The organism is Melghirimyces thermohalophilus (genome assembly GCF_900102685.1).
GTDB lineage: Bacteria > Bacillota > Bacilli > Thermoactinomycetales > DSM-45169 > Melghirimyces > Melghirimyces thermohalophilus.
On record NZ_FMZA01000023.1, the window covers coordinates 33,945 to 48,762 of the forward strand.

Genomic DNA, 14,818 nt, shown 5'->3' on the forward strand with positions numbered 1-14,818 from the left:
GTAGACTTCTCATGCAACGGCGTGTATAATAATACAAAACAATGAATTTTTATTAAGAGGTGTTCGGAGATGGGTAAAGGGAAAGTGGTTCTCGCTTATTCCGGCGGTTTGGATACATCGGTTGCCATCCAGTGGCTGAAGGAAAACTATGGCTATGATGTGGTGGCTGTCGCCCTCGACGTAGGGGAAGGGAAAGATCTGGACTTCGTAAAGGAGAAAGCGATCCAGGTGGGGGCCGTCAAATCCTTGGTGGTAGATACCCGGGAATGGTTTGCGGAACATTATCTGTTACCGGCCTTGAAGGCTAATGCCATGTATGAAGGGAAGTATCCCTTGGTCTCCGCTCTGTCCCGGCCGTTGATTTCTGAAGTGCTGGTCAAAGTGGCCGAAGCGGAAGGAGCCGTAGCGGTGGCCCACGGCTGCACCGGGAAAGGGAACGATCAAGTGCGATTCGAAGTGGCGGTCAAAGCGTTAAACCCCGATCTGGAAGTGATCGCCCCCGTTCGCGAGTGGGCCATGTCCCGGGATGAGGAGATCGCTTACGCCCAAAATCATGGGATCCCGGTACCCGTCGACCTTGATAATCCCTACAGCATCGATCAGAACTTGTGGGGAAGAAGTTGTGAATGCGGCGTATTGGAAAACCCCTGGGCCGCTCCTCCGGCAGGCGCCTATGAGTGGACACAGCCGGTGAAGGAGACCCCGGATCAGCCAGAAGAGCTGGAGATCTCCTTCGTGAAAGGGAAGCCTGTTGCTCTGAACGGGAAAGAGTTGCCTTTTTACGAACTGTTGAGCGAGCTGAACACGCTGGCCGGCAAGCATGGTGTGGGGCGGATCGACCACGTGGAAAACCGGCTGGTGGGAATCAAATCCCGGGAAGTTTACGAATGCCCTGCAGCGGTCACCTTGTTGACAGCGCACCGGGAACTGGAATTTCTCACCCACACCCGGGAAGTGACCCGGTTTAAACAGACGGTGGAGGCCAAGTGGTCGGAGACGGTATACGAAGGCCTCTGGTTCTCCCCCCTGAAACAGGCGCTGGATGCTTTTATGGACCAAACCCAAGAGAGTGTAACCGGAACCGTTCGGGTGCAACTGTTTAAAGGGCAGGCCGTCGTCACCGGACGGAAATCAGATTACTCCCTGTACAATGAAGAATTGGCCACATATACACCCGATGACACCTTTGACCACCAGGCCGCTGTCGGTTTTATTCAACTGTGGGGACTGCCGACGGAAGTGAATGCCAAGGTGAACCCGAAAAAGGAGGATCCGACCTTCGATGAAACTCTGGGGCGGGCGCTTCACCAAGCCAACCAACCGACTCGTTGAAGAATACACCGCATCCATCGATTTTGATCAAAAGCTGTATGAAGAAGATATCCGAGGCAGTCTCGCCCATGTGCGGATGTTGGGAGCATGCGGGATTCTCCAGCCCGATGAGGTGGATGCGATCACCGCGGGCCTGAAAACGATCCGGGAGAAGATCCGGGCCGGCGAAGTAACTTTTGACATCGCCCATGAAGATATCCATATGAACATCGAAAAGATGCTGATCGAGGAAGTGGGGCCGGTCGGCGGCAAATTGCATACCGGACGCAGCCGGAACGATCAAGTCGCATTGGATATGCACCTTTATGTCCGGGCTCGCACCCTAGATCTGGTAAAGCGGTTAACCGCCCTCCGGGAAGCCTTGATCGCCAAGGCGGAAGCCCATGTGGATACGATCCTGCCCGGTTACACCCATCTGCAGCGGGCACAACCGGTCCGCCTCGCTCATCATTTGTTGGCTTACGTGGATATGTTTGGCCGAGATGCGGAGCGGCTGATGGACAGCTACAAACGGGTGAACACCATGCCCCTCGGTGCTGGGGCCATCGCCGGTACCACCTTTCCCATCCAGCGGGAGCTGGTGGCGGAGGAGCTGGGCTTCGAGCGCTTGTACGACAACAGTATGGATGCTGTCAGCGATCGGGATTACCTGGTGGAGTTCCTGTCAGCAGCCTCTCTGATCATGGTCCATCTGTCCCGGCTGTCGGAGGAATTGATCCTGTGGTCCAGTGAAGAGTTCGGTTACGTGGAGCTGGACGACGCCTTTTGCACGGGAAGCAGCATGATGCCCCAAAAGAAAAATCCGGATGTACCGGAATTGATCCGGGGGAAAACCGGTCGGGTCGTCGGCCACTGGGTTTCCCTGGTCACCACCCTGAAAGCTCTGCCGCTGACGTACAACAAAGATATGCAAGAGGATAAGGAAGGTATCTTCGATACGGTCGAAACCCTGGATGGAGCCCTGGCTCTGACTGCACCGATGGTGGCGGAGATGAAAGTGAATGCGGACAAGATGCGGGAAAACGCCGAGGCGGGGTTTTCCAACGCGACGGATCTGGCCGACTATCTGGTAACTCGTGGCCTGTCCTTCCGCGAGGCGCACGAGGTCGTAGGGCGGTTGGTTCTCTCCTGCCTGCAGCAGGGTAAAAGTCTGACTGATCTCACTCTTGATCAGTTTCAACAAGCTTGCCCCGCCTTCGAAGCGGATGTCTTTGACAAACTGCTGGTGGAAAATGTGGCCGATGCCCGAAAAGCGGGGAGTGGAACGGCTAAGGAGCGTGTGGTGGCGGTTCTTGACCTGAAAAAGAAAGAAATCGACGAAACGTTGCACTGGTTAAAGACCGTTAATAGTTAACGGGAAAAACCGGTGCCGTACAGTTCAACCTGTCAGTCACGGCCTGGCAGGTTTTTGCTTGTCAATCTGACAACATTTCTGGTATATCTATCTGGGAAAAAAACGAAGAAATGATATAATGGTAAAAGGTTTTTGGACTCATACTTGGACGTTTCTTTTCGATTTTCCGTCTTGTCTATAAGGTGGTCACCGAGAGCCGCGACCCAAAACATACGAGGGTGATAGCATGATCGAAATGCATGACGTTTATAAGGTGTACTCTAACGGCGTAAAGGCTTTGAACGGTATCAACACGAAGATCGATCAGGGCGAATTCGTGTATGTGGTGGGCCCCAGCGGAGCGGGTAAGAGCACGTTTATCAAGCTGATGTACCGAGAGGAAAAGCCCACCCACGGAGTGATTTTGATCAACGGTGTCAACGTGAAAAGGGTGCGGGACTGGAAGATCCCCTACTTGCGCCGGAACATCGGGGTTGTTTTTCAGGACTACAAGCTTTTGCCCAATATGACAGCGTATGAGAATGTCGCTTTTGCCATGGAGGCGGTGGAGGCGCCGAAGCGTAAGATACGCCGGAGAGTGCAGGAGGTTTTGGAACTGGTGGGGCTGTACGATCGGATGAACGCTTTGCCCTCCCAGCTATCCGGGGGAGAGCAGCAACGGGTGTCGATCGCCCGGGCGATGGTGAATAACCCCAACTTTGTGATTGCCGACGAGCCCACGGGGAACCTGGACCCGGAGAACTCATGGGATATCATGTATCTGTTGGAGGAAATCAACTCTCGTGGAACGACCGTGGTCATGGCGACCCACAATAAGGAGATTGTTAACACCATGCGGAAACGGGTGATTGCAGTCGAACAGGGTGTCATTGTCCGCGACGAGCAGGGAGGGGAGTACGGTTATGAAGATTGACACGTTCTTCCGACATTTCAGGGAAGCGGTCAAAAGCCTGGCCCGTAACAACTGGATGACCTTTGCCGCGGTCAGTGCCGTCAGCGTGACCCTCCTGATTTTCGGTCTGTTTCTGGTGTTTGCCTTCAACCTCAGTTTTATGGCGTCGGAACTGGACAAGCAGGTCTCGATTCGGGTCTCTTTAAGCCCGCAGATCACCGCGGACCAGATCGATAATATCCGTTCTCAGATCGAACAGGACTCCAAAGTCAAAAGCGTGGAGTTTATCTCCAAAGAAGAAGGCCTCCAGATGATGAAACAGCAGTGGGGAGATGACAAAGAGTTCCTGGAAGGGCTGGAAAAGGACAATCCCCTTCCTGACACGCTGCAGATTCAACCGAGCAATCCCCAAGAGACGGAAGCATTGGCAAAGGACCTTCAGCAGTCCTATCCCAATTACATCGAACATGTGGATCACGGGGAAGGCGTGTCCGACCGCCTTCTCAACCTGTCCGCCTGGGTTCGGAATATGGTGTTGGTCTTCGGATTGGGCTTGGCGGTATTGGCGGCATTTTTGATCTCCAACACGATTAAGCTGACCATCTTCGCCCGCCGTCGCGAGATCGAGATTATGCGTCTGGTGGGGGCCAGTAACTGGTTTATCCGTTGGCCTTTCTTTATCGAAGGTGGGGTGATCGGTGTTTTGGGGGCGATCGTTCCGGTGACGGTGGTTCTCCTCGGGTATAATGCGGTAGTCGGTATTTTGGACGCCGACAAGGCGTACAGCTTTTTTAAACTGCTCGGTTTCTGGGATATCGCCTTCAAGGTGACCGGACTTACCACCTTGCTGGGGATCCTGATCGGGATCTGGGGAAGTCTGATTTCGATTCGCCGGTTCCTGCGCACCTGATCCGGCGAAGTGATGAAGGGGAGGAGAAAATGGTGAAAGCTAAATTTCTCTGCGGCTGGATGTGCTTCGTTCTGGCCGCGCCCCTCCTTATCCCCGGTGTCATCCATGCCGACGAGATTGAAGACAAAAAAGAGAGCATCAAGGAACGGGACAAGGAGATTCAGCGCCTGGAAAAAGAGAAGGCGATGACGGAAAAAGAGCGAAAGACCATGTTCGCTCGTCTGGAAGAGGAAAAGCGGAAATTGGCGGAACGAAACGAAGAGGTTTACCGGCTGGAGCAGGAGCTTGAGCGGAGCAAAAAAAAGCTGAAGCTCAAGCAAGACCAGATTCGGGAGCGGAAGCGCCTTTTTGACGGCCGTCTTCGCCATATTTACCAGCAGGGCGACATGTTTTATCTGGAATCTCTCCTCGATGCTGGATCTTTGGAGGAATTTATCAACCGGCTGCGTTATATCCGATTGCTGGCTGAAAGGGACCGGGAGCTTTTGCAGCAGTTCCGCAAGGACCTATCGGATCTTAAAGCGGAGCAGTCACACTATAAGCAGCTTCTGGCTGATCAAAAGAAACAAGCGGACCAAGCTCGGTCCCTACACCGAGAACTGACCCGAAAGTATAAAGAATACGAAAAAGAATTAGACCATCTGGCAGAGAAGCAAAATCATCTGGAACAGATCAACGAAAAGGAACAAGAGGCGATTCGGAAACTGATCCGTCGCGAGCAGCAGGAAAAGCGGGGCCAGAAGAAAAGTTATAAAGGAGGCCGCTTTTATCCGCCGGTTCAAGGGAGTGTTACCTCCTCATACGGCATGCGGTGGCATCCGACTCAAGGTAAGTATAAAATGCACACTGGCGTCGATTTCGGCTCTTCCCTCGGGACCCCGATCCGTGCGGCGGCTGGGGGAGAAGTGATCGCGTCGCGCCCCTCCACAGGGTATGGTTACATTGTGGTGATTGACCACGGGAGCGGTCTTTCCACCCTGTATGCTCACATGTACGCCCAAGATGTGAAGGTGGACGTAGGAGATACCGTATCGAAGGGGCAAGTGATCGCTGCGGTGGGCAATAACGGATGGTCCACTGGCCCCCACCTTCATTTTGAGGTGCTAAAAAACGGTGAACCTACGGATCCCATGCCGTATCTCAAGTAATTGCGGGTTCGGTACGATGAGTGTACCGCGCAGGGGTGAGGGGGTGACTGGATGAAATCACGTCTGTTGACCGGTTTGTTAATCAGTTGTCTCGCTTGGACCGCGGTTTCGGCGGAGGTGGTTCAGGCGGAAGATGATGCGAAAAAGGCGCGGGAGAAACTGGAGGAAATTCGCTCCAAGAAGGAAAAGGCGGAAGGAAAGGGCGAGGAGATCGCCGATCAGATGGACAAGGTCCAGGAAAAGATCGATCAGATCGGGAGGGAAATCCACCAACGAGATCAACGGATTCACGAAGTGGAGAAAAGCCTGGAAAAAGTCCAAGCACGTCTGGATAAAAAGATGGACCGCTATAAGGGGCGTCTGAAACATCTGTATCAAAACGGAGAGGTGGGTTACATGACCTCCCTCTTTGAGTCGGAATCTCTATCGCAATTTCTGGCCCGCTTTGAAACGTTTCGGCTGATGGTGAAAGAGGACCACCACTTGGTGGAACAGGTAGAGAAGGATAAACAACAGATCCTCAAGCAAAAAAAGCGCTTGTCCGATTTGAACCAACAACGTACGAAGAAGATGAAAGAGGCGAAACACGCCTATGAGAAGCTGCAGAAATTGAAGGAGAACAATAAGGAGAAGTTAGCCGAGATTAGACAAGAGGAGCAGATCCAAGAGGCGGAGGTTCGAGAGATGAATCTTCTCGCCTTGAAAAACGGTACCTTCCAATATCCCGGAGGTCCCTTTCACTGGCCTGGCGACAGCCATCGCATCACATCCGATTACGGTTACCGCGTCCATCCAGTGACAGGTGTTCATAAGCTGCATACCGGAATTGATACGGCAGGGGATGCCGGAGATCCCATCTATGCCGCAGCTGACGGTATCGTTCTGGATAGCCGGCCCGCTTCCGGTTATGGTTGGATCATCATGATCGATCACGGGAGTAGCTTAACCACCCTGTATGCCCATATGTATCCCCACACGGTCCGGGTTCAAAAAGGGGATTATGTGGAGCGGGGGCAGCAGATCGCCGAGATCGGGGACAACGGATATTCCACCGGTCCCCATAACCATTTTGAAGTGAGAAAAAATGGAACCCTTCAAGATCCGAAGCAATATCTCCAGTGATTCCATACTGCCGGTGAAACAAACCCGAATGTGTGACCTGTGCGTACGCATCGGGTTTCTTTTGTAGGACCGGAAAAGGGTGTGCTGGGTGTTTCTTGTGTCGATGAACAAAGTTTGCTAGAGTAAACCTGATAATATCTGTTACCCGCTTGTCATATACATGAATAACAATCAAAGCGGATCTAGGAGCACATGACAACCGGGGCGTTGGTTGACCGGCTGCCGTGAGACGTATATAAAGGTGGTGTCTCCATGTATATGCGCGGACGTACCGTTGCCTTGCTCGTCGTCTTCGCTATCCTGTTCAGCAGCTTAACCACTGCGGCAGCGATGGGGGATGGAGGATTGTTATCCAGGGTGACCGGGTCTTCGCTTTTGGGAAGCACTTCTTCAACCGGTGATGGGTTGGAGGGGAACCTGGATAAACTGAAAGAGGCCTATGGACTGATCAAAGGTCAGTATATTGGAGAAGTGAGCGATCAAAAACTGATCGATGGAGCGATCCGCGGAATGGTGGAATCACTGGGGGACCCGTATTCTGCCTATATGGACAAGAAAACGGCTAAACAGTTTCACACCTCCATGGAATCCTCCTTCCAGGGGATCGGTGCGGAAGTGACCATGAAAAAGGGAAAAGTGACAATCGTTTCCCCCTTTAAGGGCTCACCCGCCGAAAAAGCCGGTCTGCGTCCCGAAGACCAGATTCTCAAAGTAAATGGTAAAAGCTTGGAGGGGATGGATCTGAACGAAGCCGTCTCCAAAATCAAGGGGCCTAAGGGCAGCAAAGCGAAACTGACCGTGTTGAGGCCCGGTCAGAACGACCTGATGAAGGTGACGGTGGTTCGCGACGAGATTCCCATCAAGACCATCCATTCAGATATGATGGAGGGTAATATCGGGAGGATTGAGATCTCCCAGTTTTCCAAAGATACCTCCGCTGACTTCAGCAAGGCTCTGAAGAAATTGGAAAAAGACGGGATGCAAGGGTTGGTCATCGATGTAAGGGGCAATCCCGGAGGATTATTGCCATCGGTGCTGGAGATTGCCGAACAGCTGGTTCCCAATGAAAAGCTGATCATGATGACCGAAGACAAAGCGGGGCAGCGGATGGAATATCGCTCCAAATTGGAAGGGAAAAAAGAGTACCCCATTGTGGTACTGACAGATAAAGGTTCGGCCAGCGCTTCGGAAATCCTGGCGGCTGCGCTAAAAGAGTCCGGGGGATACAAGGTCGTGGGGCAAAACACCTTTGGCAAAGGAACGGTTCAGACGGCCAAAGATTTTGAGGACGGCAGCAATCTGAAACTGACCATGGCCAAATGGTTGACCCCTGAAGGCAACTGGATTCACAAAAAAGGAGTTCAACCCGATGTGAAGGTGGAAATGCCGGACTATTACCGAGCGACACCGCCCCAACCGGACCAAGCGTTGGAGCGCGACATGACTTCCCCACAGGTGAAAAACCTGCAACTGGTGCTGGAAGGGCTGGGTTATCGCCCAGGACGCACCGACGGCTACTTTGACAAAAAGACGGAAACAGCCGTCAAGGCGTTCCAGAAAGCCAATAAGTTGTCGGTAACGGGGAAGGTGAACGAAAAGACCGCTCTTAAAATGCAGGATGAGTTCGTCTCCCTACTGCGCGACGCAAAAAGCGATCTGCAGCTCCGAGCCGCAATCGAAACCCTGAAGAAAGAGATGAAAAAATAATTTTCTCCTCTTCCTGCAACTGTAGAGGAGGAACGAGCAACCCCACGGAAAATGGTCCGTGGGGTTGCCCTGTTCCAGCAGGAAGAACGGGTGTTCCGGTATTTGTTGTCGTTTGTGCTATAATAGAACAGATGACAAATTCGAGGTGATTGACCATGGCAGAAACCCCTTTTCGCCTGGTATCCAATTATGAACCTCAGGGGGACCAGCCGAAAGCGATTGAAAAATTGACCGAAGGCGTCCAGAGCGGCAAACGTCATCAAACCTTGCTGGGTGCGACGGGAACGGGGAAAACCTTTTCCATCGCCCATACCATTGCTCGAGTGGGTAAGCCGACTCTAGTCATCGCTCCCAATAAAACGCTGGCTGCCCAATTATGTGGGGAACTGAAAGAGTTTTTCCCCCATAACGCTGTCGAGTATTTCGTCAGTTACTACGATTATTATCAACCGGAAGCTTACGTTCCTCAGACGGATACCTATATTGAAAAAGATGCATCGATCAACGATGAAATCGATAAACTGCGACACTCGGCCACCAGCGCCTTGTTTGAACGCAAGGATGTCATTATCGTAGCCAGTGTCTCCTGCATCTACGGTTTAGGTTCCCCGGAAGCCTACCGTGAGCAGGTGGTTTCTCTGCGCGTTGGGATGGAAAAGGACCGGAACGCTGTCTTGCGAGATCTGGTCGATATCCAATATGAGCGCAACGATATGAACTTTGTCCGGGGCACTTTCCGCGTCCGCGGTGATGTGCTGGAAGTCTTCCCGGCCTCCCGGAGTGAACAAGCGGTTCGCGTGGAGTTTTTTGGTGATGAGATCGACCGTATCCGGGAGATTGACGTGTTGACCGGGGAGATCATCGGTGACCGGGAACACGTAGCCATCTTCCCCGCTTCCCACTATGTGACGCAGAAAGACGTGCTAAAACGGGCCATTCGTGATATTGAGGAGGAACTGGAGACACGATTGGAAGAGTTGAAGTCCCAGGATAAGCTGTTGGAAGCTCAACGGCTGGAGCAGCGAACCCGCTATGATATGGAGATGATGCGGGAGGTTGGGTTCTGTTCCGGTATTGAGAACTACTCCCGCCACCTGGTGGGCAAACAGGCGGGGGATCCGCCTTACACCCTTCTCGACTACTTTCCGGAGGATTACTTGACCATCATTGATGAGTCCCATGTCACCATTCCTCAGATCGGGGGGATGTACAAAGGGGATCGGTCCCGCAAAGAGATGTTAGTGAATCACGGATTTCGCCTGCCCTCTGCTTTGGATAACCGGCCCCTCCGGTTTGAGGAATTTGAACAGCGGGTGCACCAAGCCATCTACGTTTCGGCCACTCCCGGGCCTTACGAATTGGAAAAAGGGCCGGAGGTGGTGGAACAGATCATCCGTCCCACCGGCCTGGTCGATCCCCAAATTCATGTCCGGCCGATCGAGGGGCAGATCGACGATCTGATCGGCGAAGTGAACCAGCGTGTGGAGCGGGATGAACGGGTGCTGGTAACCACCCTGACTAAGAAGATGGCGGAGGATCTGACTGATTACCTAAAAGAGGCGGGGATCAAGGTGCGGTACCTCCACTCCGACATCAAGACCATTGAGCGGATGCAGATCCTGCGCAGCCTCCGCCTGGGTGAGTTCGATGTGCTGGTCGGGATCAACCTGCTGCGGGAGGGACTCGACTTGCCGGAGGTCTCCTTGGTGGCTATTCTGGATGCGGATAAGGAAGGGTTCCTGCGTGCGGAGCGTTCCCTGATCCAGACGATCGGTCGGGCGGCGCGGAATGCCAACGGCGAAGTGATCATGTATGCTGATACGATAACGGACTCCATGCGCCAGGCGATCGATGAGACCGAGCGTCGCCGCCAGATCCAGCTCGCCCATAACGAGAAATACGGAATTACGCCGCAAACCATCCGCAAAGAGGTTCGCGATGTCATCGAGGCGACCAAGGCGGCAGAGGAAACGGAAACGTATCAGGCTATACCCGATATGGAGAAAATGGGACGGGAAGAACGGCAACAAGTCATCGAACGAATGGAGAAAGAGATGAAGCAGGCGGCCAAAGACTTGCAGTTTGAACGTGCTGCAGAGCTGCGGGATCTGATCATCGAACTGAAAGCCGAGGGAGGATAAGCCGTGTCACAAGAAAACATTGTTATACGCGGAGCTCGCGTCCACAACCTGAAAGAGATTGATGTGGAGATTCCCCGGAACCAACTCGTTGTGTTGACGGGCTTGTCCGGTTCAGGGAAGTCTTCCCTCGCCTTCGATACGATCTATGCTGAGGGACAGCGTCGGTATGTGGAGTCGCTCTCCGCCTATGCCCGGCAATTTTTGGGGCAGATGGACAAGCCGGATGTCGATTCGATTGAAGGGCTGTCCCCTGCCATCTCCATCGATCAGAAAACCACTAGCCGCAACCCCCGATCGACGGTGGGAACGGTGACGGAAATATACGACTATCTGCGGCTTCTCTTTGCTCGGGTGGGTCGCCCTCATTGCCCCGAACACGGTATCGAGATTACCTCCCAGACTGTACAGCAGATGGCGGATCGCATTCTGGAACTGCCAGAACGGAGCCGGATCCAAATCATGGCTCCCATAGTGGAGGAAAGAAAAGGGGAGCATGTCAAACTGTTGAGCGAAATCGGCAAACAGGGCTATGTCCGGGTGCGAGTGGACGGGGAGATTCGTGATTTATCTGAGGAGATTGAGCTGGAAAAAAACAAAAAACACACCATCGAAGTGGTGGTGGATCGGATTGTGGTCAAACCGGGTATCGAGACCCGCTTGACCGATTCCCTGGAAACAGCATTGCAACTGACGGATGGCAAGGTGTTGGTCGATGTGATCGACGGGGAAGAGATTCGGTTCAACCAAAATTTTTCTTGCCCGATGTGTGGATTTAGTATTGAGGAGCTCTCCCCTCGTATGTTCTCCTTCAACAGTCCCTTCGGCGCCTGCCCCAACTGCGATGGTCTCGGCAGCCGGATGGAAGTGAATCCGGACCTGGTGATCCCTGATAAAAATAAGACCTTACGGGAAGGGGCGATCGAGCCCTGGGTGGGCAAGTCGAGCAATTACTACCCCGCCTTGCTGGAATCCGCCTGCCGTCACTACGGAATCGATATGGATGTGCCGGTGAAAAAGCTTCCCAAACGGGATCTGAAAAAACTGTTGGAGGGAACCGGGGAGCGGATCCCCTTCCGTTACGAATCGGATTTCGGCCGGGTGAAGCGCTTATCCATCCGCTTTGAAGGGGTGTTGAAAAACCTGGAGCGGCGTTATCGCGACTCCGGTTCCGACGCCATTCGTGAACAGATTGAAAACTACATGAGCCATATCGCCTGTCCCACCTGTCAGGGCGCCCGACTGCGGGAAGGGAGCCTCAGTGTGTTGGTTGGTGGGAAAAATATCGCTTATGTCACATCTCTGTCCATCAGGGAGGCCAGGGATTTTGTCAACGGTTTGGCCTTGACCGAAAAAGAGATGACCATCGGCCGGCAGATCCTCAAGGAGATCGACAGCCGCTTAGGGTTTTTGGTAAACGTGGGTCTCGACTATCTCACCTTAGACCGGTCCGCCGGGAGCCTTTCCGGTGGGGAAGCCCAGCGGATCCGGTTAGCCACCCAGATCGGTTCCAAGTTGATGGGGGTTCTCTACATTTTGGACGAACCCAGCATCGGTTTGCACCAGCGGGATAATAACCGACTGATCCAGACCCTGGAACAGATGCGAGATCTGGGCAATACACTGATTGTGGTGGAGCATGACGAAGATACCATGTTAGCCTCCGACTGGATTGTCGATGTGGGGCCTGGTGCCGGGGCTCACGGTGGACAGATCGTCGCCTCCGGGACGCCGGAACAAGTGATGAAGATGGATCACTCCCTGACCGGCCAGTATCTCTCCGGGAAGAAATTTATCCCCTTGCCGGAGGAGCGGCGCCAGCCTAACGGCAAGTGGGTGGAAATCAAGGGCGCCCGGGAGAACAATCTGAAGGATGTCGACGTCAAAGTCCCCCTAGGGGTCTTTACCTGCGTCACCGGAGTGTCCGGTTCCGGCAAAAGCACTCTGGTTAACGAAATCCTATTGAAAGCGTTGGCCCGGGAGTTGAATCGATCCAAATGGGTGCCTGGCCGTTACCGTGCGATCAAAGGTCTCGAGCATTTGGATAAAGTGATCAATATCGATCAATCCCCGATCGGTCGAACCCCTCGTTCGAACCCGGCCACTTACACCAGCGTTTTTGACGATGTTCGGGATGTGTTTGCTTCCACCCAGGAAGCCAAGGTGAGAGGGTATAAAAAAGGACGGTTCAGCTTCAACGTGAAAGGCGGTCGCTGCGAAGCTTGCCGCGGTGATGGGATCATCAAAATTGAGATGCATTTTCTTCCCGATGTTTATGTTCCCTGTGAGGAATGTAAGGGAAAAAGATACAACCGGGACACCCTGGAGGTGAAGTACAAAGGGAAAAACATCTCCGATGTCCTGGACATGCGGGTGGAAGAAGCGCTGGAGTTCTTTAAAAATATTCCCCGGATCAGACGCAAACTGCAGACCCTCTACGATGTGGGCCTCGGTTATGTGAAGTTGGGACAGCCGGCCACCACCTTGTCCGGCGGCGAAGCGCAGCGGGTAAAACTGGCGTCGGAGCTGTACAAACGCTCCCGCGGGCGCACACTTTACATCCTGGATGAACCGACGACCGGACTCCATGTGGATGATATTTCCCGTCTGCTGCAGGTGTTACAACGTCTGGTGGAGAACGGGGATTCCGTCTTGGTGATCGAGCATAATCTGGATGTGATCAAAACGGCCGACTATCTGATCGATCTCGGCCCCGAAGGGGGTACCGGAGGGGGTACCATTGTAGCTACCGGGACACCGGAAGAAGTGGCTGAGGTGAATTCCTCGCATACAGGCCAATTTTTGAAGCCGATTCTGGAGAGGGATCGTCAACGGATGGAAGAGGTCTACCGGAAACTGTCGGAACAAGTTACCAAAGCGTCCAACTCATAACCGCTTCTCCACCGGGCCCTGCTCCCTCCAATGTTGTCAAGGCTGGTAATCCGGGTACAAGGCGCCTTTTCCAGAGCAACCTTTTCAAGTACAACTGCAGTTTGGTGTAAAATAACTTGTGTGTGAAGAATCAGAAAGGGGTTTTTCATATGTTCGATTATACGGTGGAAACGAATAAAACCGTGGACGAAGCGATTCAAGCGCTGGAACACACCCTTTCCAACCACAGCTTCGGCGTTTTGTGGAAACTGGATATTCCCACCAAACTGATGGAGAAAGGAATCGCCTTGGAACAGGACTTTCGCGTGCTGGAGGTTTTTAACCCCGATGTAGCCAAAAAGGTGCTGACCCGCAATCAGCGGGGCGGCTTCTTCCTTCCCTGTAAGATTGTGGTGTATCGCAATCAGGAGACCCTGAAAACCGATATCGGTCTGCTCCGTCCGACCACGCAACTGGCTTTGACCGAGGATGACCAGCTGAAACCATTGGCAGAAGATGTGGAAGAGACTCTGATCCAGGCGATTAACGAGGCGAAATAAAAGTTTACCGGTCCGACCCGGTAAGGGATCGGGTCATCGGACCGGTTTTATATGCAAAAAGCGTATGTCCTGCAGGAAGTGGGGAAACCTCCTATTGAAATCACCTTTAGGGGGTTCAACATGAATAAACGATCCGGCTGGACCTTGTTGTTCGGGCTGTTGGTCGCTGGTGCAGCCATCTGGATGCTGTTTCCCAAACTCCGTCAGTGGAGGGGGGAAGGAGCTGATGTTTTTGATCCGATGAAGGCCATGGATCCCCTCCGAAACGTCGGAAAAAGCCCCTCCCAACCGGAGTCGCCCATCCCCGGCAGAGGGGATCAGGAAGAGGAGCGGAAATATATCCTCTTAAACGAACGGAGAGCAGCGAAGAAGCGAGGTCACTCCGCAGGGGAAGACGGATCAATGGAAAACCAATAAAAAACAGCCGGTATTATATACCGGCTCAGAGTGTGGAGAAAGCCCTTCACTGCTTTCTCCACACTCTTTTTTTATGGACAAAACCAGCTCATCGACGTATCAAAACCTGGATCAAAAAGGCCTCCCAACCACCTAACCGGCTTTGGTTAGGTGGTTGGCAATCTTCTTGATGTTTTGCGCTGCGGCCGTCATCAGCGCTTGCTCTTGGACCTTTTCCCTTCCCCTCAACCGGCAGTAGCGAAGCCCGTGCAGCTCTTTCGCGTCTGCAAAGCTTCGCTCGATCGTCTCTTTCCGTTTTTTGTACAGGTATTTTCCCGTAGAGGAAAGGCGATGGGCTCGCACTTTTTCCTTATGTTTTTCCCACACG

At 53.1% G+C, this 14,818-nt stretch carries 12 protein-coding genes; 11 read left to right on the forward strand and 1 reads right to left on the reverse strand.

Translation table 11 applies throughout. The features are described from left to right. Nucleotides 1-69 precede the first annotated feature (69 nt). From BLP91_RS14675 to BLP91_RS14725, 11 genes are all read left to right on the forward strand, one after another. Nucleotides 70-1,332, forward strand: a complete 1,263-nt coding sequence (locus BLP91_RS14675; RefSeq protein WP_091572742.1) for an argininosuccinate synthase — start codon at nucleotides 70-72, stop codon at nucleotides 1,330-1,332. Continuing rightward, nucleotides 1,283-2,686, forward strand: coding sequence for an argininosuccinate lyase (gene argH / locus BLP91_RS14680; RefSeq protein WP_091572745.1), 1,404 nt, complete (start codon nucleotides 1,283-1,285; stop codon nucleotides 2,684-2,686). The genes BLP91_RS14675 and argH overlap by 50 nt, the downstream gene beginning before the upstream one ends. 226 nt (nucleotides 2,687-2,912) lie before the next feature. Next, a complete protein-coding gene (gene ftsE, locus BLP91_RS14685) occupies nucleotides 2,913-3,599 on the forward strand; it encodes a cell division ATP-binding protein FtsE (protein ID WP_091572747.1) in 687 nt (228 codons plus the stop codon). Further along, entirely contained in the window at nucleotides 3,589-4,488 is a 900-nt protein-coding gene (gene ftsX, locus BLP91_RS14690) for a permease-like cell division protein FtsX (protein WP_091572750.1), read from the forward strand. Before ftsE ends, ftsX begins: the two co-directional genes overlap by 11 nt. Before the next feature lie 32 nt (nucleotides 4,489-4,520). Next, a complete protein-coding gene (locus tag BLP91_RS14695) occupies nucleotides 4,521-5,636 on the forward strand; it encodes a murein hydrolase activator EnvC family protein (protein WP_176758018.1) in 1,116 nt (371 codons plus the stop codon). Nucleotides 5,637-5,687: 51 nt separating this feature from the next. Continuing rightward, on the forward strand, nucleotides 5,688-6,758 hold the full coding sequence (locus BLP91_RS14700) for a murein hydrolase activator EnvC family protein (protein WP_091572755.1): 1,071 nt from the start codon (nucleotides 5,688-5,690) through the stop codon (nucleotides 6,756-6,758). A gap of 258 nt (nucleotides 6,759-7,016) precedes the next feature. Next, entirely contained in the window at nucleotides 7,017-8,465 is a 1,449-nt protein-coding gene (locus BLP91_RS14705; RefSeq protein WP_091572774.1) for a S41 family peptidase, read from the forward strand. A gap of 155 nt (nucleotides 8,466-8,620) precedes the next feature. Then, the gene (uvrB, locus tag BLP91_RS14710; RefSeq protein ID WP_091572758.1) at nucleotides 8,621-10,606 is read left to right on the forward strand and encodes an excinuclease ABC subunit UvrB; all 1,986 of its coding nucleotides are present in this window, start codon (nucleotides 8,621-8,623) and stop codon (nucleotides 10,604-10,606) included. 3 nt (nucleotides 10,607-10,609) lie between these two features. Then, nucleotides 10,610-13,495: an excinuclease ABC subunit UvrA gene (uvrA, locus tag BLP91_RS14715; RefSeq protein WP_091572760.1), complete on the forward strand. Its 2,886-nt coding sequence runs from the start codon at nucleotides 10,610-10,612 to the stop codon at nucleotides 13,493-13,495. A 149-nt stretch (nucleotides 13,496-13,644) separates the two neighbouring features. Beyond that, entirely contained in the window at nucleotides 13,645-14,034 is a 390-nt protein-coding gene (locus tag BLP91_RS14720; RefSeq protein WP_091572763.1) for a DUF302 domain-containing protein, read from the forward strand. A 120-nt stretch (nucleotides 14,035-14,154) separates the two neighbouring features. Further along, a complete protein-coding gene (locus tag BLP91_RS14725) occupies nucleotides 14,155-14,451 on the forward strand; it encodes a hypothetical protein (protein WP_091572766.1) in 297 nt (98 codons plus the stop codon). Nucleotides 14,452-14,583: 132 nt separating this feature from the next. Here the strand turns inward: BLP91_RS14725 and BLP91_RS14730 are convergent. Further along, nucleotides 14,584-14,818 (reverse strand): transposase (locus tag BLP91_RS14730; RefSeq protein WP_143003516.1); only part of this gene is annotated, 235 nt, incomplete at its 5' end.